Genomic DNA, 25,278 nt, shown 5'->3' on the forward strand with positions numbered 1-25,278 from the left:
CTCATTATATTTAAACCAATAATGAAATATTGTTAATAATATGAATAAATATCCAGTTCCTGCAAATGAAAGAGAACGAATTAAAAGACTGGAACTATTTGATCTATTAAGCCTTCCTAAAGATCCCCAACTTGATATTTTTGCAGAAACCGCATGTTTGGTTTCAGGCTGTGCCAATGCATTAATTGCCATTATGGAAAGTGAAACCCAAATTATACAGAGCTGTATTGGGATGTCTTTAGAGACTGTGGATCGTCAGAATACCGTTTGCCAATACTCAATCGCGAGTGGAGAGGTCCTGGTTATAGAAGATACTTTATTAGATGAAAGGTCATCTAGCAATCCACTGATTATTGCGGGAGGAATTCGTTTCTATGCCGGGATCCCGCTCATCGATAATGAGGGATTTGTACTGGGAACTCTTTGCATGTTTGATTATATCCCAAAATCTTTATCGGAACAACAAATTTCTGCGCTAAAGAAACTGGGGGAAGCCGTGACAAAACTGCTAATGGGCCGAAGAAAAAATATTCAGGCGGAATATTTCCAGCAGATTTTCAATATTTCAAATAATCTTATCTGTGTGCTGGATGATAATTTTGACTTCAAAGATGTAAACCCTGCTTTTGAAAAAGTTTTTGAAATAGACCGTAACCATGCTGTTGACCTGAATTTTTTAACCTTTTTTGAAGAACAAAATCCTGCAGTAAAAGTAGATATTGACCGTTCTCTTCAAACCGATGAAGAACTGTTTTTCACCACCTCTACAAATTCCAAGGGGACAGCTCATACTATAATAAAGTGGTATGTAAAGCGAAATCAAAGTCAGTGCGAAATCATTTGTTTCGGAATTAATATTACCCAGCAAATTGACGAAAAAATGCAACTGGAGAGCTCTGAACGTCGTTTCAGAAGCTTTTTCGAAAATGCTATAGGCTTAATGAGTATGCACGATATGGAGGGTAATATCCTTGAAGTTAACGAAAAAGGGAGAGAAACTCTGCATTATTCTGCGGAAGAAGTTAAAGGATTGAATTTAAAAGATCTGGTTCCGAAATCAAACTGGCCTCTACTTAATGATTATCTGCAACGCATCAATCAAAAAAAAGAAGATTCCGGAACCATGATTCTGAAAACTAAGGAAGGTGAAGAACTGGTCTGGATGTACCACAATCTGGTAGAAATCAATAAAGACGGAAACCAGTATGTTGTAAGTACAGCGTTGAATATCTCGGAAAGAATGACACTGGAAAAAGACCTTCTTTATACTAAAAAAATGCTTGAGCAAACCAGTGATGTTGCTCAGGTAGGTGGATGGGAGGTTAATCTTAAAAAAAATTCTATATTCTGGTCTAGGACGACAAAAGAAATTCATAAAACAAAGTCGGATTTTCAGCCGGATTTTAAAAATGCAGTAGGCTTTTATAAGGAAGAAGACAGACCAAGGGTTGAATTTCTATTTAACAGAGCGGTCTCGGAAGGAATTCCGTATGATGAGGAGTTTCAACTGGTACGCAATGACGGAATTACAATCTGGGTAAGGGTAAAAGGAATCCCTGAATTTGAAGACGGGGTATGCAGTAGAATATTCGGAATTATTCAGGACATTGATGACTTTAAAAATATGTATCTAGAACTGGCAAAAAAGGAAGCGATGATGCAGTCTTTCGTTACCTATGTTCCAGTCGCTGTGGCTATGTTTGACAAAGATCTTAATTACTTATCTGCAAGCAGCAGCTGGAGGGATGAATTTAATATGAATGATAGGGAACTTATAGGAAAAAACATTTTCACGATTTCGCCCAATGTTCCGAAAGAGAGAAAGGACATATACATAAATGCATTAAGAGGTATTGCCTATAAAAATGAAAACTTTATTCTGGAAAAGGAAAATGGATACGAACATTACAATCTGGAAGTAAGACCCTGGTATCTCTCTCATGGTGTGATAGGAGGAATCATCGTTTCTGTACAGAATATCACCCGTACGGTGGAAACTAATGAGGAGCTTAAAAAGGCCAAGAAAATGGCGGATATTGCGAGTAAAGCAAAATCTGAGTTCCTTGCCAATATGAGCCATGAAATCCGTACTCCTTTGAATGGGGTCATAGGATTTTCAGACCTGTTATTAAAAACACCGCTTAACGAGATACAGACGCAATATTTAAACTATATTAATGAATCGGGCGAAAACCTGCTCACAATTATCAACGATATTCTTGATTTTTCTAAAATAGAATCCGGTAAAATGGAGCTTCTTATAGAAAAATGTAATGTATATGATGTAGTCAGCCAGGTTATCAATGTTATTCTTTATCAATCCCAGAAAAAGGATATTGAGCTGCTTCTGAATATTGAACAAGGCTTGCCGAAAAGCCTTTGGATGGATGAGTCCAGACTAAAACAAATTCTAATCAACCTGTTGGGTAATGCGGTAAAATTTACACAGCAGGGCGAAATAGAACTGAAAGTAGAAAAGCTCCGTATGGATGGTAAAAATATATCCCTTCGGTTTGCAGTGCGTGATACAGGAATTGGAATTCCGGAAGAAAAGCAACAACATATCTTTGATGCTTTCACCCAGGAAAACAGTTCCATCAGCAAACATTATGGAGGCACGGGGCTTGGGCTTACCATTTCCAATAATATTCTGGGATATATGGGAAGCAACCTCAAATTAATCAGTACACCACAGAAAGGCTCTGTATTTTTCTTTGATATTGAATTTCCTTATGAAATGTCTGAGGCAAATGATGATGTAGAACTGAAAATACAGAAAGTGCTCATTGTTGATGATAATGAAGCCAACAGGATTATTCTTCAGCATATGCTGTCTTATAAGAATATTGAATCAAAATTAGCGGCTAACGGGATGGAAGCTTTGCAGATTCTATTGGCCGGAGAACGTTTCGACGTGATTTTAATGGATTACCATATGCCGGTGATTTCAGGCTTGGAAACGATAGAAAAAATTAAAGAATTATTTAACAAGCAGCATGAAACTTCTCCTCTTGTTATTCTTCATACTTCCTCGGAAGAACATGACGTGATCAATTCTTTCCGCCAGGAAAAAAATTCATATTTCCTGCTGAAGCCTATAAAATCTCAGGAATTGTATAGAACCCTAAAAAGGGTGATGGAAAATAATGATAAAGAAATACCTGTCATTAAACAATACGAAGATGAAGGGTCTACCCTATCCGTTCAGAACCTGCAGGTTTTGCTGGTAGATGATAACCCGGTAAATATGGTTCTTAACAATAAAATGATGAAGTCCCTTATTCCAGAAGCACAGCTAACAGAAGCGGTCAACGGTTTGGAGGCTCTCAACTATTGCAAAGACAAAGATTTTTCTCTCATCCTGATGGATGTACAGATGCCTGTAATGGACGGTATAGAAGCCACAAAACAAATCCGGCAGCTTCCGGGATATCAGCATATTCCTATTATTGGAATTACCGCAGGAACCATACTGGGAGAGAAAGAAAAATGCCTGGATTCGGGGATGAATGATTTTCTTCCCAAACCCCTACGACAGGCGGACCTTCTGGAAATGCTGAAAAAGTATGTTCTTAATGATGCTGCAGAAACAGAAAATGCACTAAAAACAGAAAATTATCTCGATCTCAGTCTCTTAAATGAGCAAACAGGTGATGATCCGGATTTTAAGGAGATGTTTCTGAATTTAGTTATTACCGAAATTAATCAGGCAGAGAACAATATAAAATCAGCTGTTGAAGAAAGAAATGCTGATGAGCTTGAAAAAATACTTCATAAACTCAAAGGTACTGCCGGAACTGCCGGATTGATTAAGCTTGCAGAAACTGTTTTACATTGGGAAGGTAAAGCAGATCAAAACATGGATTTTACTTCCATGCAACAGGAAGTTATTCATCAAATATCAATTGGATTAAATATAATAAAAGCATTAGTAAAATAAATTTACCGCAAGCTTGAAATTGTATCTGGAAACAGGCAAAGGTGCACCTTTTCTGAATCAACAAACAGTCATTAACGGAAGTGGTATCATAGGCGATTAAGCGTTATATCTACAATATCCTTTTCAATCGCACAAAACCTAACAGAAAAGATTTATAAAAGAAAAATGGCTACTTTTTGTAGCCATTTTTTATAATTCTTACGATATTTCTATCATTCTTGGAGGTTTTTGTTTCGCATTTTCCTTTTTAGGGATTGAAAGCGTCAAAAGCCCGTTTTCATATTTCGCATTGATGTTATCCTGGTCAACAACATCTTTCGGAAGCTCGAAACTTCGTTGGAAGGACTGATAACTGAATTCTCTTCGTGTAAAGTTATCATCTTTTGATTCCCTGCTGTCCTGTTTTAAAGATGAAATGGTCAGCATGTTTCCATCCAGCTTGATCTCAAAATCACTCTTATCCATTCCTGGAGCCGCAACCTGCACTTCAAAAACATCTGCATTTTCTTTGATGTTGACTGATGGTACAGTTGTGCTGGTTGATGAATAATGGTTATTGCCCCAGTTAAAAAGTTCACGATTAAAAAAATCATCAAAGATGTTTGATAATCCTAAATTATTGCTCATATTTCTCTTCATCAGATTATTCATAGCAATTTCCTTTTAATTAAAGTTCAACAATCATTTAATAACACGTCAGCTGGCCAGCTGTAACAAGAAAAATACAAAAAAAATGCCAGTCAGTACCGTATGATTTTTTTTCAGAATGGCTGTCAATTTTTCATAATTTCTGACAAAAATTCAGACATGTTTCTGCTTCACGGTGAGGTCCCGTTACGTTCTGTTTTCGTCAAGCTGTCTGTCTGGCCCTTACTGAAAAAAGTCCCAAAACTGATCCATATTGTAGAGAATAATAAAGATAAGCAGGTGATAGCCAATCCAGCCTTGTAAAGGTCATATCCCACCATATTACTTTTATAAGCGATAGAAAGTGCCAGAATTCCAAATTCCCCGGTCTGGGAGAGTAATGCTCCTCCATAGAAGCTGTCTTTCCATTTGAAATTTAATATCCGGAAGAAAATAGCCGACATAATGCTGTTACTCACCAATACCACTAAGGTACCTATAGCGATAAGCTTATAATTGGATAAAAGATAATGAATATCCATTCGCAGACCAATGGAAACAAAAAATAGGGAGACAAAAAAAACCTTGAAGGGTAGCAGAGCGTGCTCAAGCCAATGGAATGCTTTCATTTTACCTACCAGTACCCCGGCAATAAAACTGCCCAGCGCAGCGCTGAATCCTACAGCCTCTGCAACAAGCCCAAATCCAAGGCAGATGAAAAGACCGGAAAAAACCTGGAGGTCATGGTCGTTTTCCAGGAATGCACTTGACAGCTTAATTTCACTGATATGCCTGATCTTCCGGAAGATTAAAAAGATGGCAGCGCATATGGCTAATGGCAGCACAACGTTTAAAAGGCTGAGATTATAGCCATTCCAGAATTTCAATACTGTCAAAGCGGGTGCCAGGAGAAGGTCCTGTAACAGCAAAATATTGAGGATCACAATGCCGAAGGAAGTATGTAACGTTCCGTGCTTCTTTAAAAAATCGACGACTACAGCAGTACTGTTAAACGTAAAAAGCAGCGCAATGAGCAGCACACTTTTATTATCCAGATGAAGTATATTACCAATAAGATGAGCGAATATAAAACTCAGAATTATTTTAAGTCCCTGGGCTAATATAGGTTTGATAATCAGGCTTTTTTTATTAGGAATATTAATTTCCATGCCTATAAAAAACATCAGTAGTAATATCCCTATTTCACCGATTACTTCTATATCTTCGGCTTTGCTGAAAAGCTGTACCCCGGAAGGTCCCAATACTATCCCGGCAATTATATAGGCAATAAGGTAAGGCTGATTTAGTTTTTTAAGCAAAAACATCAGTCCCAGAATAGTCATACACAAAATACTTACTGTCCCAAGCATATTCTCTGTAATATAACGGTTCTATTTTACGTATTAAAAGTCTAGAGTTTGTGGTAAGAAGATCGTTATGGCAGCGACAGAGCATGGATACCTGCCTGCCGGTTTAACAATCTATATAATACCCAACAAAAAAAATACCAATACAGATACCTTGATGAATTTCCAGGATTGCTGTCAAAATTTCAGAAATTATTCAGAAACCTCACTACTTCCATTACGCCATTATAAGCCAAAACATACGCCAGAACCGTTCACCAAAACTGGCTATCAAAAATGTTTAGTCAAAATTTCATTTTCTAAGATGTAAAAATTCAGTGGGAAAAGTGCTACCAGGCTTATCTTACATAATCTATTTTTTGCAGCAATCGTTGCTGTCCTTTTTATTAATGAGCAGCAGCATGAGCAAAAAGTTCTGTTCTTGGTTCAGAAAATCAATTTTGAAAAATATAATCATTCTTTATTCTTTATTCTTTATTCTTTATTCTTTATTCTTTATTCTAAATAAGAATCTAAAATATCAATGCTCCAACCCTTTAAATCATTACATTAGCACCGAATTAAAATGCGTTGAGATTTCTATGAAAAATATAGTCTTTGTATTGCTTATTTCAATGGTACAACCTGTACTTGCACAAACTAAATTAGAAAAAGCACTTACCAATCTTGAGAATAATTACGAGCAGGAAAAAGTGTACTTACTTACCGATAAATCACAATATGCAGCTGGTGACAAAATGTGGTTTAAAAGTTTTGTATTTGATGGCTATAACCGTTCTGCATTATCTACTACTCTATTTGTTGAACTGTACAATGCTGATAAAAAATTAATAGACTGGAAAACGATACTCCTGACCAATGGTGAAGGCAGCGGAGATTTCCAACTGAAAGAAGACCTTCCCGAACAGGTGTATTTTGTAAGAGCTTATACGCCTTACATGACCAATTTTAACGATGATTTTCAGATCGTAAAAACTATTCTGGTGTACAATCCCAATTCCAAAGAATCATTGGTGATTTCTAAGAGCTCTGACTGGTCTGCAAAAGCCTTCCCGGAAGGCGGAACTTTCATTAGCGGGATTCCTTCGAAATTTGCCGTAAGATTATCAAGCAAGACTTCCCTTCCGGAAAACTGGGCCGGAAAAGTAATAGATTCCCAAAATCCCAATGTCCCTATAACTACATTTAAATCTTTTGATAGAAATGTCGCCTCTTTTACAATAACTCCTGCTTCAGGAAAAAAGTACCAGGTTATTATTCAGGATAATACAGGAAAAAACCAGACCATAGACCTGCCACAGGTTGCAGACAGCGGCCTCAATTTACAAGTGTACAGCTCCAAAGAAGGGATTAAATATACCTTAAAAGGTGCCAACCTGAAACAACAGCTTCAAAATTATAAAATTGTAGGAACCATCAATAACCATCTGGCTTATAAAGCAAACATCAATCAGCTAACCAACGAAGCTACAAGCCTTATACCTACAAAAATAAGCAACGGAGCTAACGGTATTCTGCAATTAGCCATTTTTGACGAGCAGGACAACCTGGTTGCACAAAGACTTTGCTTTATAAAACCCGGCAACTTAAAGATTGAAAAAGCAGAAATTGTAGGCCAGAACATCAAACATACTCCAAGATCTTTTAACAGCATTGATCTTTCCCCGGAGTCTTATTTTAAAAATTATACTGTTTTGGTAAGTGAAGACGACGGCACCCAGAATCCGGAAGAAGAAAACATACTGAGCGGACTTTGGTTAACCGGAGATTTTACTACAAAAATAGACAGCCCGGCACAATATTTTTCTAAAAATGCTAATACTGAAGCTTTGGATGCACTCCTTATTTCTGAAAGCTGGCAGAGATTTAACTGGAATTCCTTACTTAGCGGATCTGTACCCACCATTAAAACGAATTCTCAACCCTATCTTTCTTACAAGGTAAAGCCCATTAAAAACGGTTCCATGCTGATCAACACTCCTGTAAGCTTAGTATTGAGATTAGGTAAAAATGAACCTGCCATTAATCAATTTATAACAGATCAAAACGGATACGCTTATTTAAATAACATTAACTATGATGAGCCCCTGGATGTTTCATTATTTGTCAATTCAGAAAATAATAAAGAATCCGGTACTGATAATTTATTCGTCACCGTAGAGCCATTGGTAAATCCCGTAGCATTTAAAGGCAACTTCCCGGGGACAAAATATAAATTGGTAAAAGCCGGTGAAAATAAAACTCTTTCTCCCAGCATTTCCAGAGCCATCAACACTCAAAAAAACACAAAAAAAGTCGAAAATGCTGATGTACAAATTGAAGAAGTAAAACTGGTAGGAAAAAAGCAGGATCCCAAAGAAGAGCTAGACAAGCAACTGTCCACGGGAATGTTTAGTTCTGTAAACTCTACTATATTCGATTTCGTGAATGAAGACCAGCATATTGCCGGGTCAAATAATATATTCGACTGGCTACAGGGAAGAGCGGCCGGTTTAACGTTTCAAAGAAATAATTCAGGAGTCAACGTCCCTTATATCCGCAATCAGCAGGCTAAACTGTATTTAGACGAAACGGCTACTGATCCTTCCATGATTGCCAGCCTTCCTGTCAACAATATCGCAATGGTGAAAATTCTTAAAGGAGCCGGATTAATAGGTGATGCGGTACTCATCTATACGATGAAGGGTAATATGAAATCTAAAAGCAATGAAAAAGAAACACAGAAAAACAATTCATCCGTTATAAAAGGATATGATAAACCTTCGGAATTTCTTATTGAAACTTTAGATAATGATGATCCTGCAAAGAAAATTGAAAACGATACACGGGAAACCCTTTACTGGAATCCCAATTTATTTGACAGCGACTATGTTCCTCCAAGAATTAAATTCTTTAATAACGACAGCGCTAAACAATACAAAGTACTGATTATAAGTTTCGATGAAGATGACAATCTTCTCTATGATCAGGAAATCTTTAAATAATAGAATTCTCCGGATTCAAAAGCCTTTCAGTTTTTCTGAAAGGCTTTTTGTTTATTTCAATTCAACATTTTAAGCGATTTTTTATTGTTTTTTTCAAGTTTTTGGAAAGAATTTTTTGGAAGTCAGATAAGAACCGTCGGGCAGACTATTTTTTCACGCAAAGGTTTTATAAGACTCTTTTGATTTTAAGGAAAGCAAAGGATGGCGGTTTCACCGCTGATGAAGCGGATGGATAAAACGCCCGCTTCATCGAATCAATCAATGATTGATTCCTTCTTTGCTTCCTAAACTTTGCATTATTAAAATAAGCCTTTGCGTTAATAAAATTCTATTCGTTCGCTGTAAGTATTACCTCTCCCCGCTACCGCACGAATCCTTTCGTGTGGTTTTTTAGCATTATAAATTAAACATTCTAAAAACAACAATATTATCTAAAAGTCCTTTTTCATCAGAATAATCAATTGCACTGCTGTATCTATAATCTTCCGCACGAAAAACTAAACCTGCTTTTACCGGATTTTGATGTACATAATTAATTTTCTGCTCAATCACCCTGTTGCTCCATAACTCAATAGGTTGATTATCATGTCTCCAAAATTGATATTGGGTTACATTTGAAGTTTTTGCACCTTCTTTAAAGAAGAATTCTAATAAAAATTCTTTTCTGCTTTCTGTAGGATTTTATTTGATTGCTGTTATAAGTGCTTTACTTGTAAATCTTTTTAAATCACCAATCAGAAGTTCTGGTTTTTGTCCATTTATACTTCTGAAAACCAAGTGTACATGACTTGACATAATGCACCATGCATATATTTCCATTCCTTTACTCTTTTGGCAAAATCTTAAACTCTCTAAAAGAATTTCGTTATATTCATTTCTAATAAAAACATCCAGCCAGCCTACAACAGCAAAGCTTATGAAATATAATCCCTCAGGATTGTGGAATTTGTAATTACGACTCATCGCTTATGTTTTGATAAAGATAAAAACTTTATGAGAAAGGGGTTGAAATAAAAACCACACGAAAGGATTCGTGCGGCAGCGAGGGAGTCATTTATGATGGTATTTGAGATTACAGATTGTCATATTGCATCCATTTACCATAACCATAGCCATCTGATAATTCAATATTTGTAAAACCTTTTTCGTGTATCATATTAAAATAACCTAACGTTTCAAATTTTCTAAACCATACATCATTAAAAAGAACATATGTCAATTTTATTTTTTTATTATCCTTCCCAGAAACTATAATCTTAATATCTAGATTTCTGTCAAGTAATAAATTTCTCAAATCTTCTCCATATTTTAATCTTGCTTCAGATTCTTCTGCGGATTGTTTTTTGTCTAGGTCAGCAATCTGTTTTCTGCCAATTGCTTTTTCATTTTTCACTAATGAATCTCTAGTTTTTATAACTTTATTTTCAAATTCAGAACCTTTAGTTTTTTTAGCAAGCCCAGTAAATCTTATTATTTCAGTATCAACAAAATATTTTTGCGATTTTAATATAGAATAAGCATTTTTAACTTCATCAGATAAGTTTTTAATAAGAATTTCATGTTGATTTAAAATTTCAACTTCGTTTTTAGTTAGTCGCAAACGTTTTATTTCATTATCTGCTGCTAGTTTTTTAGCAGGAATTTTATCTAGCTCTTCTTTCTTCTTCTTTTCAGCAAATATTTCTTCTTCTGATTTATGAAAAATATTTATATAAAACACTGAAATAAATATCATTGCAAATCCTAAAATCAATACCGTTTGTCTAGATTTCTCCGTTAATTTCAAGTTTTCAGTTTCGGTATTATTGGGAAACTTATTTTGTGTAGATTTTACTATTACGAAATTTATTAGAAATACAATAAATAAAAATATTAGAATTGTTGTAAGAGTTATCATAGTAATAAAATAGTTTTAGTTAATAAAAGATTGTTTTCCATATTTTTTCCAAATGTAGATGATAGTGATGTACAAGAATTACGGAAAACCGTAGTTAGAAGATTTTTCACATCGAGGTATTAAAAAATCCACCATCTTTCAAAACAAACTCCCAAATATTCCGTTTAATTCTTAAATTTGGCTCATGCGAAATAATCTTTATCTCATCATTATATTATGTTCTCTTACCAGTTGCTATACGTACCAGGTAAAAAAGCCAGCAGATCCGGCGACCGACAGTAAGCAGGAATCTAAAAAAAGGACAGCTACTGCTGATAATATTGCCACGCCAATGAAAAATACAACAGCTGCATCCCAAAACCTTAACTTACAACCAACGCCGGCCCCGGTTAATATCCAGGAAAAACTTGCCGCAGGTAAAAATGTTAAAATAGACGTTGATGGCAGGAGCTATAAAGTAATCGTTGACAAGTGGGAAAGCGACAGCCTGGTGGCCCACCCGGTGCATAATCCTAAAAAAATCCTGAAATTCCATAAGAACCAGATCAATAGTGAGAAAATTGCAGAAAAACGTTTTTCACAGCCTATAGCTGATATTATTACGGTGGTGGCTTATGCCGCAATTGGTGTTGGAATCTATCTTCTGGTCCGCTAATTTTTTAAAATTTTCCGGAATATTAAAAACAAACAGCACCATTACCCAATGATGCTATTTTTTAATTTACAAATATAACAGAGATTTTAGTTTAAAGTTTTATTTCCCTTTTGAACAAAATCATTCCACTGCTTATTCAGATATGTGATGGCTTCCTTTTTCTGGTCTTTATTTAAAGAAGAATAATTAACAGAGTTAAAGACAAGCTTTTTAAGTGCCTTCACATCCAGCTCCCAATATATAAAAGCTACCCAGAAATCATAGCTGAGGCCTTCGTAGCCATACACTGACGGATCATCGCTGTTAATGGAACACTGCACGCCGTTGCTCATCAAAACCCTTGCAGGATGATTTCTCAGATCGCTTACATAGCCCAAAACCTGGTTACTGATGGGACTTACCTCAACCAGTTTGTCTTGCTTTCTGACCTCTTCCATTGTAGCTGGGAAATAGATCAGGTTAAGGCCATGCCCTATCCGTCGGTTATTCAGTAAAGCAACATCCAGAATATTTTTATTGAAAACAGAATTGCTTTCGCCGGCATGAAGGAAAAGCGGCATTTCTACCCCATACTTTTTAGAAAGTTCATTCAGCTTCATCCAGTTTTTCTGAAAATAATAAATGCTGTTTCCGGCAGCCTCATCTGCCACAAGATCAAAACCCGAAATCATGTCCGGGAATTCTTTTTTGAGCTCAAAAGCGGTTTCAAGCTGTTTTTCTACACCTTCGGGATCTAAAAATTTAAAGCTCGAATAAATTAATTTCAAGCTGAACTGCGGATTCGTTTGACGGACTTGTCTAAGAACGTCCTGCAAATCTGTAATTGAAGTTTTTAAAGGATATTTTCCATGCTGGAAATCGTAAAGCTCATCGAATATAAACCTGATCTCCACATGCTGTACATGATCTTTGGTCAGATCCTGAAAACCTTTCAGATAATATTCTTTGAAGAAAGGACGGTAAGGCAGCAGGAGGTTGATGCGTTTGAAACGCTTCTCAAACTCCACCCAGTAATCCGTATAGGTACAGAGCTTATCCCTTTTTAAGGTAAGAAGATCCTGCAGTTCTTTTTCAAAACCGGGGTCCGAAGCCAGTTTCTTATCCAGGCTTACAAATCCTGCCGGAACATTTTCCTTCGTAAAAAAAGCCAGCTGCCCGAAAATATACTGGTCATTATCCTTCTGATCATAAACATAGCATTCCTTATATTTTCTTGCCACCGAAATCACCCATTTTACATCTGCCAGCCCTCCGCTGTGGCTGTGCAGCAAACCTCCTTTCGGCATTGTCTGGAGGATTTTAAATAATCTGCTGGTTTCAATCAGAGGTTTTAATTCATTAAAAGAACTGTTGAACAGAGATATTTTTTGTGTTTCTGCTTCGGTAAGGACTTGTTTTCTTAGCTGAAATAGTTTTTTATCCAACACCATTTCCGCATCCGATAATTTTATGTCTGCATCAAAAGCAAGGGCTTCATTCTTCTGCTCGGATGATTTCCAGTCCTGAGCATAGGTAGATTGTCCGGCCATTTTATTCTGACCGCCGAAAAAAGTAAATCCAAGGAGTAAAATATAAGTAAGGTATCTTTTCATATTAATATGGGAACTTGTTTTGCATAGGTGATGCACTTATCATTAAAACAATTCTGACAAAAAGTTTTAATAAAACTACAAAGTTAATGCATACCACGCAATTCTCAAGGTATATCGGAATTCAAAGTCTTTATTTTGCCATTAAAATTCCGCCTCAGGATTGATCATTTTTCCTCTTTTAAATGGCTCAGAACAACAAAACGGGTTAAAAAAAAGGCATTGTAAATTATCATTACAATGCTTTCCGAACTATTAGCTCAGTTATTTCAATATACAACTATCAGTTTCCCAGATTATTATTCTTTAAAAACTCCTCTATTTTATTCCATTCAATCTGTCCGGCAATAGAATTGGAATTGGCATCAAAAACGTGTTCACCATAAGGAATTTCAACATAAGAGACAGGAAGCTTCAATTCTGTGGCTTTTTTCACAAATGTTCTTGTAGCTTCTACATTGACTACATGATCTATTTCTCCGGCAATAATGAATGTAGGGGAAATGCCTTTGGAAAGCTGGTCTATTAAATTCAGCTGGGCATAGCGCTGTGGAAATTCGGAAGGTGAACCTCCGAGATATCTTCTTGCTGCGTATTTGAGATCGATATTCTTTTTCTCATCTATTTTCTGCCAGAGCTCGGATAAGCTGACAGGCGGATAAATCGCAATAACTCCTGCCGAAACCGGAGGCTGTGGGGAATCATAAGATTTAGCAAAACCTTGTCTCAATCCTAAATCTGCCTGCATCACCAAAGCTGCTCCCGCAGAACCACCTACCAAAACTATTTTGTTTGGGTCAACATTGAATTTTTTTGAATTTTTCACAACGAACCCCATTGAAGTCACTACAGAATTAACCGCAGATTCCCAGTTGTGCCGGTCTTCTTTTCCTAAAGGATAATCTATGGAAAAAACGGTATATCCATGATCTTTAAACCAATTGGCAGCATAACCAACCTGAGTTCTGTTTCCTTCAATAAAAGCACCCCCGTGAACAAGAATAACAGGAATTGCAGGTGATGAAGATCTTTTTTCCGGGCGGAAAACATCTATATGCTGTTCTTCATTATAAATAGTGAGATAAGAATACGTTTCGGTAGGTTTTATAGGCTCTTCATGCCCTTTTAATCCCTGAGAAAAGGAAACTTTGGCATTGTATTTTTTAGCCGTGGAAAACATAACCACTGTGAAAAAAAACTGGGCAATGAAAAAAAGAACCGAAAGGATCAGGTTAACAATCAGTAATTTCCGCCAATATTTCCCATATCTATAGAAAAGAAAACAGATAATGATCAATACCAGGCTCAAAACAACAAACTGCGAATTGAACTGCATAGCAAACGAACTGCTGTAACCGCTCAGAAGCATGGGTGCTTTCAGATACACTGAAATCATAGGAATAACCAATAAAATCAGGATGATGAACAGTAAAATGGCTAAGAATATATTTAAATTTTTTTTCATGATATTAAAATTTATAGGTTACCGTAACATACCCGGAAGTCGGCGGAATGGCAATGGTAAAATAAGGAGTATTATTGGCAACCGCAGAAGCGTATTCGGCCTGGGTAAAGTTTTCGAAGCCTGCAAGTTGCTGCTGAAGAGTTCCCGGTCTCTGGTAGCTCATCACCCCATATTTGTTAAATACATTATTCACATTCACAAGCATACTGAGATTTTCATTTACATTATATCCTATTCCAAGGTCGAACTGGGAAAATCCCGGCAGTTTGTAGACATTGGTATTGCTGCCCTCCCTTTTACCCATATAATTCCAGGTTACAAATCCGAATGCCTTACCGATTTTCAGATTAGGAGTTACATTAGCCATAATTTTTGGTGTATAGGCTATGGTGGTTCCTGAATATGAAAACACAGTATCATCAGCAGGGCCAGGCGCGCTTCCGAGGTTCCATAGATACCCTTCTTTCACTTTCGGGTCCTGCAATGTAAGCACCGCCCTTATGCTGAAGTTGTCGGCAGGCCTGATGTTGGTTTCCAATTCAATACCATAGGTTTCATTCTTATTATACAATGATGGAGTGGTGTAAAACCCGCCTTTTCCGTCATCTGCCATAAAGCTGTAAGGAACATTGCTCAGCAAACTGTAAAATGGTGTTATAAAAGCATCAAAATAAGTTGTTTTCGTCTTAAATCCCATTTCCACCTGCTGGGTTTTCCTGGATTGAGGATCTAATAGATCTATGGTTTCCGGTCTGTTGGCTGCAAAGAACATATCAAGATCCGGAGATTTGCTGCCTTTTGAATACCTGGCATATACGGCAACATTATTATTGAATTTATAATTCAACGCTGCCGAATAGGAAAAGTTCTCCAACTGTCTGCTATAACCAACATTTGTAAGTTTTGTCAAAGCATTGTTATTGTAAAGGGTATAAATGCTGCCATCCGTACCGCCGTTTTTATCTGAAAACAAATAGGTTCGGGTATTATCTCCTTTGATCCATACTTTTTCATACCGTATTCCCCAATCCAGCGTCAGATGATCTGTAATGTCCCACGTATGCCCAAAAAACACGGCTCCCTGTTGCTGTTTAGCCTTGAATTCAATTAAATCTCCCGTGCTGCCTGCTGCCTGTGCAAAACCGTCATTATTGGTCAGCTGATATACACCGGGTTTTGTAAAGTCTAAAGTGGTAACCCCTGTTAAACTTAAGGTCATCATTCTTGGACGGTTCTCTAAGGTGGTAAGTCCTATCCCATTGATTCCGGAAAATCGCCATACATCGGAATAGCCGTAATAGCCGCCAAATGAGAAATTCATATTGTTCCATTTTTTATTAATGGTCAGCTGGTTCATAGATTCCTTCACCTTATTTTCATAAAAATTAAGAGCTGACATTAAAAATGAATTATTTTGAATAGACTGACCCGGCAACTGATTCTTGGTGATCTGGTAAACAGGTAATCCACCGGCTCCCGGGGCAGCATTCACACTGGCAAGTTCTTGCCCTGTAAGCGCATCTTTAAAGGAATAGGTTCCCACTCCCAGTCCGCCGACCAAAAAATAAGAGGTCAAATCATCCAGCGAGGTAAGAAAAGAATTTCCTACGCTGTTCTGCACCACATCATTATCAGAATATTTGCTTGCCAGGAACAGCTTCCATCCATTTCCAAGATTATGGTCCCAGTTGAGTCCTATGGAGCGGTATTTATTGCTAACCAGACGGCCTGAATTATAATCTATATTCCCGCCATGAATAAAATCCGGAGAATTGTATTGTAATTTCGGAATCAGCAAAGACGAGCTGCTGCTGAATCCTTCTGCCGGTTCGGGGTTTGAATAATTTCTTGTAGGAACCAACTGAGCATAGCCATTTTTGTCATCAAGATATTTTAGAAATACTTTTAAACTTCCTTTATTGTATTTTTTGACAATATTTGCTTTTACCTGTCCACCATTATTGAACGGATAGCCTGCATATCTTGCTCCTAAATCGTACCGGTAAAATCCTCCGATATTAAAAAACCAGTTATCTCCCAAAGGACCTCCAAAGTTGGCATCCATTCTATGATATCCTGAGTTATCTGCCCCCTGAACGCCATATTTAGCCCGGATTTCACCACCGAATTTATTGCCGCCCGTTTTAGAAATATAATTGAAAATTCCACCCGGTGCATTAGCAGCCGTAATAGAAGCAGGACCTCCTCTCACCGCATCAATCTGGGAAATAGTGGCATCTGCTCTCAGAAAAAAGTCAGGCCCGTAATTATAATAGGTGGTATTGGTTACCGGTAAACCATCTTCCTGCATAGAGATATACTCATAAGCAAAAGTACCGTCTGAAGAACCTGCACTGATTCCTCTTGAGCTTACATTATTTCTGATCTCTCCCAAGGATGAATTCACATAAACTCCCGGAACATTTTTAAGCAGGTCTGCAGCACTGTTGGGAACCTGTTTTTCAATGACGTCGCTTTTCAGAACAGAGATTGCGACCGGGGCATTCATTCTTGTCCTTTTAATCAAATACCCCGGTCATGATCACCTCATCAATATCTTTTGTTTTCGTTGTGTCAGCTTCCTTTTTCTGGGCTGTTACATTGGAAAAGGCTGCCAGGAAAAGTACGGCTACCGTAATTTTTGTATTTAAAAATGTAGTTTTCATAATATTTTAATCATTAATTTGTGCCATACTTTTTAAGCCATTCCGCCACATGGGTAAATACCACCTGCTCATCTGCCGGTAATTTTGTAATAAGATGTCCTGCTCCGGGAACTACGATCAGTTTGTACTGAGTACCTTTTGCCTTCAGAGCTTTTTCCAGGATATAAGCCTGTTGGATGGGAACTACTTCATCCTTATCACCATGAATAATCATTGTGGGAATCTGATTAACAAATTTTACAGGACTGGTTTTAGCGTAAGCTTCCGGGATAGCATCACCGGGATTCCAGACTGTTTTGTTTCCTGACATTTTATCCAGAACCTCCAAAAGGTTCGCTGCTTTTACATACGTCAGGGTCTGAACATCCGTAAAATCTACCGGACCACACATTTCTATGATGGTTTTGATCTGAGGATTTTTTGTGTAGGCATACATCAGCGAAACATGAGCCCCGGAGCTTCCTCCGGAAATTGAAAAGCCATTTTTCCTGGTATTCCATTCCTGAGCGTGGGCAGAAAGGTATTTTACAACCTGATCAATATCATCCAGAAGCTCCGGAAGATGAGTATCTGTAAGATTCGCATAACGGTAATCCAGATTGGCAACCGCAATTCCCTGTGAAAGAAGGTATTCAGAGATCTTCGTATCATAGGTCTTATCACCCTGCGTCCACGCTCCTCCGTGAATATGAACGAGAAATGCAGTTTTCGGGCTCCTGTCGGCAGGAAGATAAACATCCATCACATTTCTTTCATGTGACCCATATTTTATATCGGTGAGTTTTTCTTGTTTCAGACCCACAGAAACCGTTTTGTTACTTTCCGTATTTTGTACTGAGCAGCTTACTGTCAATAATCCAATGGACAGCAGTGCGATTTTAAAATAATTCATTTCAGCTAGTTTTTTAAGTTCTTTTTAAGTATTTTTCCTGTTGCGCTTAATGGCATTTCATCTATAAATTCTATGATTCTCGGATATTTATATTTGGCAATTCTTTCTTTTGTCCATAACTTAATATCTTCTTCGGAAGCCTTGCTTTCTTTTTTCCTTACTACAAATGCTTTAATTTCTTCCCCGAGTTTTTCATCTTCGATCCCGATAACGGCTACCATGGAAATATCAGGATTTCTCATCATCATTTCTTCTACTTCCCGCGGATAGACATTCATTCCGCCTCTGATAATCATTTCTTTTTTACGGTCGACAATGAAGAAAAACCCGTCTTCATCCTTTACGGCAATATCTCCGGAAAACATCCATCCGTTTTTCAAAACTTCCTCAGTTTCTTTAGGTTTTCTGTAATAAGATTTCATCACATTGGGGCCACGATAGATCAATTCTCCTTTTTCACCGACCGGCAGTTCATTGCAGCGATCATCTACAATCTTAACATCAACACCCCAGATAGGCGTTCCGATAGAACCGGGCTTCCTTCCTGTTTTCAACTGGTTAAATGTCACTACAGGAGAGCCTTCGGACATCCCATAACCTTCAATGATCGGAACTCCGAAGCTATTTTCAAATTCATCAATGATTTTTACAGGAAGAGAAGCCCCACCGGAAACACAGATTCTTAATTTTTTAATGCTATTGGTATTTTCTTCGGTATTGTCTTCATTCAGAAGTGCCCAATACATAGAGGGAACACCTGCAAAAATTCTGATATCAAAATGAGGAATAAGCTGGTAAACTGTTTTTGCATCGAATTTTGACAAAAGGACAAGATGGAGTGATCTCCGGATTCCTGCAAGCATCATTACCGTTAAGCCAAAAATGTGAAATAATGGTAAAACTACAAGCTGGGCCTCAAATTCAGCAGAAGCAATGATGGTTGTGCTGGCTTCTGCATTGGTAAAAAGATTAATATGCGAAAGCTCCGCTCCTTTCGGTTTTCCTGTGGTTCCGGAAGTATAAATAATAACGGCTGTGTCTTCTGAGGAAGTCATATAAGATTCAAAATCTGCTTTTTCATTCATGATGAGATTATCAAAATTCTCTACATCATCTGCTAAATTTCCAATACTTATAAAATCTCTGCATGATGGTGTCTTATCAAAGCCTTCCTTACCGAATTTCCCTGTTGGGAGTTCCGGAGTTCCGGCAAAACAGAAGAACATTGTACTGTCGGAATCGGAAAGGTGATAAGTGATTTCTTCAGGTTTGAGAAAGATACTGAGCGGAACCACAGTTGCCCCAGCCTTTAATATTCCGAAAAAAACAATTGGGAACTGAAGAATATTAGGGCAGAGTAAGGCAACCTTATCACCATGACCTATTCCTTTTTTTGTAAGTGCATGAGCAGTCTGGCAGACTTTTTCATGAAATATTTTATAGCTTAAAGTAGTTTTATCAAGACTTAAAGCTGGTTTTTCAGGATTTCTTTTTGCAATTTGTTCTACTAAAATAGATAAGTTAAGCATAGTTGATGTTCACATTACGTTAATATTGATATGGAATCCCTTTAACCAAGGCAGTTTCCATATAAACTAATCTTAACTCCAAATTAATGATAACGAGAACAGGTGCTGACACGAAAAGGAAATTCCGTGATACGAAAAGGAAATTTTTTTAATAGTGTATAAAAATACAAAATCTGTAAACGCTTTTACAGACTGCGTTTACATGATTGTACGGAAAGGTGTTTAATTTTACAAACGTTCTTCAGAGGGAAGTTTTCCGAAGTAACGGAGATAGAGCTGGGAAAAATGCCCGCGGTTATTATAGCCGATAAAATCGCTGATCTCACCAACGGATTTTTCGGTTTCCAAAAGCATAGATCTGGCCATCTCCATTCTGGCTTTAATAATATATTGATGGATAGGCAACCGGGTATAATCTTTAAATCCTTTTTTAAGATCACTGCTGTTGAGTCCGCAATAACGGCTTATTTCTCTGATGGCCAGACTCTGGAATGCATTGGTATCTACAAAATCTTTCGCCAGTTTTATTTTGTCTTCAAATGCTTTTTTGTGTTCAAATGTTTTCTCATCAGAAAGAAGGTAATGAATCCAGTAGCTTAGGAATTCCAGAATTCTGCTTTCGAGGATGATGCTGCAGGATGCGTCATCAAACGGGGTATCGAAAATAGTTTTGAGTTTTTCCTGGCTCAGGTAATTGCGCTGTGCATTTTCCAGCTTCTCTTTCAGCAGTCCGTTATCTTTCGGAAAAATACTTTTCGGAACAAAAATCCTTACCCCATCTATATCGGTAGTATTGTGCTCAAATTCTTTTTCGTTGTTGATGAAATTACTGCTGATCTTTCCTTCTTTATTGATGCGGAAATCCATCATTCCGTTATCCCCTACTTTATGGGGTGAATGGAAAATGGTGTCTTCCTGAAAGTTCCATTTTCCACGGAAAAAATGAAAATTCTTTTTACTGAAAAGAATCAGCTTCCCGCTTCCCAAATCCTCCGGCATTTCCAGAACAGTAGAGTTCAGAAAATCTGTATCACAAAATCTGTAATCCTGAATCAGACCTTGTTTAAAACCATCTGACTCCAGGTAAGGAAGAAGCAATTCCATAAAAACGGTAATTTGTTGGGATGTAAGTTAACAAAATTTTAAAACATGACAAATATCATGTATTTTACTTAAAGATATGCTGGGTAAACTGGTAAAGAGATCTTCTCCAGGTAAGCCATTCGTGGCGGGTTTCCGGAGATTTATACTGGAAATAAGGATAATTATTCTGGCTTAAATAAGTAGTCAAAATTTGGTTAAATTTAAAAAACAGCGCATCTTCTTTTTCCCCGATTCCGATAAAGAAGTAAGGTTTTTTCTTGGATTTCAATAAATTACCAATCGGAAGCTCTTTAAAAGGTTCAGCTTCCGTTCCTTCATAGATCACAGGACTGAACGCTCCGATGGCTGAAAATATTTCAGGATGATTAACCCCGATAAACATCGCCTGATAACTTCCCCGGGAGAGTCCTGCAATAGCTTTTTTACCTGTAGTTCTATATTTTTTTTCAATATAGGGAATCAGTTCTCCGGTAACAACCTTATCCAGGTTTTTGGTGGAAATAACAGTTCTGGGATAATTGTCCGGCATCTTTTCCTGTTCAGGATTCAATGCTACACCGTAATCCATCACTACGATCATTTCCGCAGCTTTCTTTTCGGCAAAAAGATTATCCAGAATATGAAGGATATAACCCTGTTTTTCCCATCCTGTAATATCTTCTCCGGTTCCGTGGTACAGATATAAAACAGGTAGCTTTTTAGACCCGTAATTTGGTGGAAGATATACTTTAAAGTTTCGTTTACCTTGTGTTATTTTTGAATTCAGACTATCGTTAATAATTTTTCCGTGCTTTACATTTTTCTCCAGAAAAAAATTTTCCCCGGAAGGAACCTCAATTCCACTGGTTGGCTGGCTGTACCCGAAATACAGCTGTGTGTTGGGATCATTGGTTCGTTTTCCATCCACATTCAGCCAGTAGTAATGAAAACCTATTTCCATGGGTGAAGTTGAGATATTCCAAAAACCGTCATGATCTTTGGAAGCAGAGGATTTTATACTTTTCATTCCATCTCCTCCATCTAAGGTTACAGATTGGGCATCCGGAAAGTAAACCCGAAACTGTGCTTTTTTATCAGAATCTATTTTCGGAAATTCTTTTCCCGGCAATAGCGTTGAAGCCGGTTTGTAGGTTTGGGAAAATACAGTGGAAGATAACAAAAGGAAGCCTAGTAGTATTTTTGGTGAGTATTGCATTATTTAAGTTTTAAAAGGTAAGAATTCAGTAATATCTTATAGCCTGGCGATATTTTGAAGACTGTATATTAAGCTGTAATCACAGTCAGTATCACAAAGTTTTAATCAATATTAAGAAAAATATTTTTCTTTGCTGTTAATCAGGTGATGCTGTGGTCCTGTATTTAATCCATGTCCAGATAAATTCTACAGCACTGTAGTTTATTTAAGAAACTGCTTCATCATTCTCAGCGTAATCTCCATATTTTCCGGAAGAGGCATTCCGTGGGCATAGCCTGTAGAAACATGTAACTCAGTAAAAATGCCTGCTTTGATCAGACGGTCTGCATAAGCCAGCCCACTGTCCCGTAAAGGATCTGCTCCGGCTACAAAAATTACGGATGGAGGAAGGTTTGAAACATCTTTGATATTTCCGGGCAGCACATATTTTTCTTTTGAGTTCCCATTTTTCCCGATATAAAAATCCTTTAAAATTGGAAAATCATCGCTTTTAAGTCCTGGGACTTTTTTAAATTCAATAACTGATGGATAGTTCATCCCGAAATCACCCGGAGGAATTTCCAGAACCTGCAAACTGATTTTAGGACCTTTCTGATCTCTTGAATATTGTGCCAGGCTTCCGGATATACCAGCTCCAGCACTGGAGCCACCCACGGCAATGAGTTTTGGATTTCCACCTATATTTTCTGCATTTTTATTTGCCCACAACAATGAGGCATAAGCATCATGAAGCGCAGCAGGAAAAGGATATTCCGGAGCGAAACGGTAATCTACATTGATCACGACTGCATTTCCCTTCAATGCATAATCTGCACATCTCTGATGATCCCATTTAGGTGTTCCATACACGAAACCACCTCCATGGAACCAAAGAAATATGGGAAGATCTTTAGCATTTTTAGGTTTGTAAATTGTTACGGGGATTTCAGGATCTTTTGAATTTAACCCTGGAATTTTAGACTGAATCACGTCAACACTGTCTTTATTCTTCAGTTCTGGCCAGGACATTTCTGCCTGGATTTTGCGTTCTTTTTTTACTTCGTCAAGTGTAATATCCTTAATCGGACTATTAATCATTGACCTGAACTGGGGCAGCAACCTTTTTTCTGCTTCCTGAAGGCTAAGGGAATGGTATTGCTGTGCAAATGATAAACCCGAGATCAGGAAAAGTATTAAAAACAACAGGTATTTTTTCATAATAATAGTATTATATCGAACTCTATTCTTTCAAAAGTAATATTATGCTTACCACCGGATGACACGAAAAGGAAATTTTGTGATACGGAAAAGAAATTTTTATAAAATTAATCCAATTATATATTTTTCACATCTTATCTATAAGTTGGGAAATTAATTCCTTTTAAAGTGATACAATTAAGCATATTCACCCTACTATTTTTTTACATGCCCAGACCTGAAAGGAATTGACTAATCCTTTCATTTATTTGATCCGGGAACTCTCCGTTTATTGCATGTGATGCCGCTGGCCAGACCTCAGCCTCAACATGATTTGAAAGATTTTTTGCGCAAACTAAGGCTTTAACAGAATTATGAACGATGCTTTTTCCAGCAAAAATGACCAAAACTGGAGGATGAATGGAATTTAATTCTTCAGCGGTAAACTGTTTAGGCGGTGGTGTTTTGATGGTAAATTCTTTTAATCCAATCGAAATAAGGATGGAAGTAGAATTTTGTGAATCAATTTCTGCTCCTCCGGAAATCCAGCTCATTGACTTTTCACGCCATTTTTCAGGGATAAAGGGAAGAGTAGTGATCAATGAAAAAAGAATAATTTTTAAAGAAAACGGAGCAAAAACCAAAGCTGGGTCCAACAAAATGATTGACGCAATGCATTTGGGGTAATTGACGGCATAATTCACTACCGACCATCCTCCGAAAGAAACACCCAGCAGGTGTACTTTCGTTAACTTCAATTTCATTATTACCTCTTCTACCCAACTTGCCTGTTGTTTATTATCTTTAATGGGATGTGTTTGAATACTTAAGCCAGGCTCTCCCAGAAGGTCCATAGCATAAACATCATGAGTCTTAAGCAGACCGGTAAGATTAGGTTCCCACATCGGAGTTGAAGCTGCCCTCCCGGGGAAAAGCAGAATAGGAATCCCTCCCCGATTTCCAAACCGATACACTCTTACATTTCCATAAGCAGTATTTATATCAAATGTCCCCTGCGGTACAGGCAGTTTTTCCATAGCTTCATCATAAAATTTAAGAAATTTCTGATGTGCTTTCTGTGATTTAAACTGACTGTTTTCCATAAAAAATTTTATTATTTGTTGAAAATAACGGATATTGAACAAACAATTTTATAGCGTTGTTTCTGTCCATCTTAGTTTAGAACTCAATACGGTTAATATCAAGATTAATCTGACTAAGTTATAACTTAAAAATTAGCAGATCGTTTTATAATATACTTCTGAGTATCGTTTTACATAAATTCCGGTATTCGTCCGCACTGGATTTTTTATTTAATTTTTCAACTGCTTCCGGAAGGCAGCAGCTGTCATGCCCTTATGCTTCTTAAACTGCCTGCTTAAATGGCTTTCATCAGAAAAGCCTAAATCATCTGCAATTTGTCCTATTGAATAGTCACTGTAGAGCAGCCGCTGTTCAACAAATATTCATTTTATACTGGGTGAGATAACAGTGTAAACTATCTCCTGTAAGATTTTTAAAATATTCACCGATATAATTGGCAGAGAGATTAAACTGTTCTGCAAGATGCTTTATCCTTAAATTTTTAGGACAGTGTATTTGCTGATGCAGATAAACCAGTATTTTATTGATCAAAGGTTCATCCATCGTTGTATCTGATACAATTTGCTGGGGATTGACATTCCGGGCAATAATATTTAAAACAAGAATTACCAGATGCTGTAGATTTTCATCAAAATAGGAAGGTTTATCGTTGTATTCTACGAGCATATTTTCGATCAATGAAGAAATCATGTCACAATCTCTCGGCTCTTTAATCAGAACCTGCTCAAAGCGGTTGTGATGTGTAAAAATAGCTTCCAACTGTTTCAGCCATAGCAGAACTTTCTCTTTTTCATTTTTGGTTTTGTACTGTTCAAGAAAAACTTCAGAAAAACGGATGGAACAATACCGTGTATTTGTAGTACTCTCAAAACCTCTGCAATCTAATGGGGTAAATAAAAAAATGCTCCCCTTACGGTATGGAAACTTGTTTTCATTGATAATCCTGGTACCTTCCCCTTCTATGATCTGCACAATTTCGAAGAACTGGTAGATCAGGGGACGTTCATTCCAGTGTTCCATATCTGAGACAAATATATCCAAAGGTTTATATAGATGCTTCGTTTTCATTACCCGAAATGTACAAAAAA

The 25,278-nt window shown here is 37.2% G+C and carries 19 protein-coding genes; 3 read left to right on the plus strand and 16 right to left on the minus strand.

What is annotated here, in order from left to right; genetic code table 11:
- The first annotated feature begins 40 nt into the window (after nucleotides 1-40).
- Nucleotides 41-3,940 (plus strand): response regulator, encoded by a 3,900-nt coding sequence (locus QF044_RS10860; RefSeq protein WP_307266904.1) that lies wholly within the window; start codon nucleotides 41-43, stop codon nucleotides 3,938-3,940.
- A gap of 198 nt (nucleotides 3,941-4,138) precedes the next feature.
- Here the strand turns inward: QF044_RS10860 and QF044_RS10865 are convergent, their stop codons facing one another.
- Entirely contained in the window at nucleotides 4,139-4,591 is a 453-nt protein-coding gene (locus tag QF044_RS10865; RefSeq protein WP_307266906.1) for an Hsp20/alpha crystallin family protein, read from the minus strand.
- A gap of 167 nt (nucleotides 4,592-4,758) precedes the next feature.
- Nucleotides 4,759-5,910: a cation:proton antiporter gene (locus QF044_RS10870; protein WP_307266909.1), complete on the minus strand. Its 1,152-nt coding sequence runs from the start codon at nucleotides 5,908-5,910 to the stop codon at nucleotides 4,759-4,761.
- A 605-nt stretch (nucleotides 5,911-6,515) separates the two neighbouring features.
- Here QF044_RS10870 and QF044_RS10875 point away from each other — a divergent pair.
- A complete protein-coding gene (locus tag QF044_RS10875) occupies nucleotides 6,516-8,918 on the plus strand; it encodes a hypothetical protein (RefSeq protein ID WP_307266911.1) in 2,403 nt (800 codons plus the stop codon).
- A 681-nt stretch (nucleotides 8,919-9,599) separates the two neighbouring features.
- Here QF044_RS10875 and QF044_RS10880 read toward each other — a convergent pair.
- Both QF044_RS10880 and QF044_RS10885 read right to left on the minus strand, forming a co-directional pair.
- On the minus strand, nucleotides 9,600-9,881 hold the full coding sequence (locus tag QF044_RS10880) for a transposase (RefSeq protein WP_307266913.1): 282 nt from the start codon (nucleotides 9,879-9,881) through the stop codon (nucleotides 9,600-9,602).
- A 109-nt stretch (nucleotides 9,882-9,990) separates the two neighbouring features.
- Nucleotides 9,991-10,815 carry a hypothetical protein gene (locus tag QF044_RS10885; protein WP_307266916.1) on the minus strand — a complete coding sequence of 275 codons (825 nt, stop codon included), beginning with the start codon at nucleotides 10,813-10,815 and terminating at the stop codon, nucleotides 9,991-9,993.
- A gap of 184 nt (nucleotides 10,816-10,999) precedes the next feature.
- Here QF044_RS10885 and QF044_RS10890 point away from each other — a divergent pair, with 184 nt between their 5' ends.
- Complete coding sequence (locus QF044_RS10890; protein ID WP_307266917.1) at nucleotides 11,000-11,470, plus strand: hypothetical protein; 471 nt, start codon at nucleotides 11,000-11,002, stop codon at nucleotides 11,468-11,470.
- Between the two features lie 86 nt (nucleotides 11,471-11,556).
- Here the strand turns inward: QF044_RS10890 and QF044_RS10895 are convergent, their stop codons facing one another.
- From QF044_RS10895 to QF044_RS10945, 12 genes are all read right to left on the minus strand, one after another.
- Nucleotides 11,557-13,062 (minus strand): adenosine kinase, encoded by a 1,506-nt coding sequence (locus QF044_RS10895; RefSeq protein ID WP_307266920.1) that lies wholly within the window; start codon nucleotides 13,060-13,062, stop codon nucleotides 11,557-11,559.
- A gap of 280 nt (nucleotides 13,063-13,342) precedes the next feature.
- Entirely contained in the window at nucleotides 13,343-14,524 is a 1,182-nt protein-coding gene (locus QF044_RS10900; protein WP_307266923.1) for an alpha/beta hydrolase, read from the minus strand.
- A gap of 4 nt (nucleotides 14,525-14,528) precedes the next feature.
- Nucleotides 14,529-17,033, minus strand: coding sequence for a TonB-dependent receptor domain-containing protein (locus QF044_RS10905; protein WP_307266926.1), 2,505 nt, complete (start codon nucleotides 17,031-17,033; stop codon nucleotides 14,529-14,531).
- A gap of 10 nt (nucleotides 17,034-17,043) precedes the next feature.
- Nucleotides 17,044-17,190, minus strand: a complete 147-nt coding sequence (locus QF044_RS10910; protein WP_307266929.1) for a hypothetical protein — start codon at nucleotides 17,188-17,190, stop codon at nucleotides 17,044-17,046.
- A 13-nt stretch (nucleotides 17,191-17,203) separates the two neighbouring features.
- Complete coding sequence (locus QF044_RS10915; protein WP_307266931.1) at nucleotides 17,204-18,082, minus strand: prolyl oligopeptidase family serine peptidase; 879 nt, start codon at nucleotides 18,080-18,082, stop codon at nucleotides 17,204-17,206.
- Nucleotides 18,083-18,087: 5 nt separating this feature from the next.
- Complete coding sequence (locus QF044_RS10920; RefSeq protein ID WP_307266933.1) at nucleotides 18,088-19,611, minus strand: long-chain fatty acid--CoA ligase; 1,524 nt, start codon at nucleotides 19,609-19,611, stop codon at nucleotides 18,088-18,090.
- Between the two features lie 228 nt (nucleotides 19,612-19,839).
- Nucleotides 19,840-20,715 (minus strand): helix-turn-helix transcriptional regulator, encoded by an 876-nt coding sequence (locus QF044_RS10925; protein WP_307266936.1) that lies wholly within the window; start codon nucleotides 20,713-20,715, stop codon nucleotides 19,840-19,842.
- A gap of 64 nt (nucleotides 20,716-20,779) precedes the next feature.
- A complete protein-coding gene (locus QF044_RS10930; RefSeq protein WP_307266939.1) occupies nucleotides 20,780-21,910 on the minus strand; it encodes an alpha/beta hydrolase-fold protein in 1,131 nt (376 codons plus the stop codon).
- Between the two features lie 201 nt (nucleotides 21,911-22,111).
- Nucleotides 22,112-23,107, minus strand: a complete 996-nt coding sequence (locus QF044_RS10935) for an alpha/beta hydrolase (protein ID WP_307266941.1) — start codon at nucleotides 23,105-23,107, stop codon at nucleotides 22,112-22,114.
- A gap of 203 nt (nucleotides 23,108-23,310) precedes the next feature.
- A complete protein-coding gene (locus tag QF044_RS10940) occupies nucleotides 23,311-24,189 on the minus strand; it encodes an alpha/beta fold hydrolase (RefSeq protein WP_307266943.1) in 879 nt (292 codons plus the stop codon).
- Between the two features lie 210 nt (nucleotides 24,190-24,399).
- Complete coding sequence (locus QF044_RS21585; protein WP_373462682.1) at nucleotides 24,400-24,552, minus strand: helix-turn-helix domain-containing protein; 153 nt, start codon at nucleotides 24,550-24,552, stop codon at nucleotides 24,400-24,402.
- A complete protein-coding gene (locus QF044_RS10945; protein WP_307266946.1) occupies nucleotides 24,542-25,258 on the minus strand; it encodes an AraC family ligand binding domain-containing protein in 717 nt (238 codons plus the stop codon). The genes QF044_RS21585 and QF044_RS10945 overlap by 11 nt, the downstream gene beginning before the upstream one ends.
- Between the last annotated feature and the right edge of the window lie 20 nt (nucleotides 25,259-25,278).

The organism is Chryseobacterium sp. W4I1, from assembly GCF_030816115.1.
In the GTDB taxonomy this organism is placed as follows: domain Bacteria; phylum Bacteroidota; class Bacteroidia; order Flavobacteriales; family Weeksellaceae; genus Chryseobacterium.

Coding starts and splice junctions, on each gene's coding strand:
- QF044_RS10860 (WP_307266904.1), top strand. CDS start 41: ATGAATAAATATCCAGTTCCTGCAAATGAAAGAGAACGAATTAAAAGA.
- QF044_RS10865 (WP_307266906.1), bottom strand. CDS start 4,591: ATGAATAATCTGATGAAGAGAAATATGAGCAATAATTTAGGATTATCA.
- QF044_RS10870 (WP_307266909.1), bottom strand. CDS start 5,910: ATGACTATTCTGGGACTGATGTTTTTGCTTAAAAAACTAAATCAGCCT.
- QF044_RS10875 (WP_307266911.1), top strand. CDS start 6,516: ATGAAAAATATAGTCTTTGTATTGCTTATTTCAATGGTACAACCTGTA.
- QF044_RS10880 (WP_307266913.1), bottom strand. CDS start 9,881: ATGAGTCGTAATTACAAATTCCACAATCCTGAGGGATTATATTTCATA.
- QF044_RS10885 (WP_307266916.1), bottom strand. CDS start 10,815: ATGATAACTCTTACAACAATTCTAATATTTTTATTTATTGTATTTCTA.
- QF044_RS10890 (WP_307266917.1), top strand. CDS start 11,000: ATGCGAAATAATCTTTATCTCATCATTATATTATGTTCTCTTACCAGT.
- QF044_RS10895 (WP_307266920.1), bottom strand. CDS start 13,062: ATGAAAAGATACCTTACTTATATTTTACTCCTTGGATTTACTTTTTTC.
- QF044_RS10900 (WP_307266923.1), bottom strand. CDS start 14,524: ATGAAAAAAAATTTAAATATATTCTTAGCCATTTTACTGTTCATCATC.
- QF044_RS10905 (WP_307266926.1), bottom strand. CDS start 17,033: ATGAATGCCCCGGTCGCAATCTCTGTTCTGAAAAGCGACGTCATTGAA.
- QF044_RS10910 (WP_307266929.1), bottom strand. CDS start 17,190: ATGAAAACTACATTTTTAAATACAAAAATTACGGTAGCCGTACTTTTC.
- QF044_RS10915 (WP_307266931.1), bottom strand. CDS start 18,082: ATGAATTATTTTAAAATCGCACTGCTGTCCATTGGATTATTGACAGTA.
- QF044_RS10920 (WP_307266933.1), bottom strand. CDS start 19,611: ATGCTTAACTTATCTATTTTAGTAGAACAAATTGCAAAAAGAAATCCT.
- QF044_RS10925 (WP_307266936.1), bottom strand. CDS start 20,715: ATGGAATTGCTTCTTCCTTACCTGGAGTCAGATGGTTTTAAACAAGGT.
- QF044_RS10930 (WP_307266939.1), bottom strand. CDS start 21,910: ATGCAATACTCACCAAAAATACTACTAGGCTTCCTTTTGTTATCTTCC.
- QF044_RS10935 (WP_307266941.1), bottom strand. CDS start 23,107: ATGAAAAAATACCTGTTGTTTTTAATACTTTTCCTGATCTCGGGTTTA.
- QF044_RS10940 (WP_307266943.1), bottom strand. CDS start 24,189: ATGGAAAACAGTCAGTTTAAATCACAGAAAGCACATCAGAAATTTCTT.
- QF044_RS10945 (WP_307266946.1), bottom strand. CDS start 25,258: ATGAAAACGAAGCATCTATATAAACCTTTGGATATATTTGTCTCAGAT.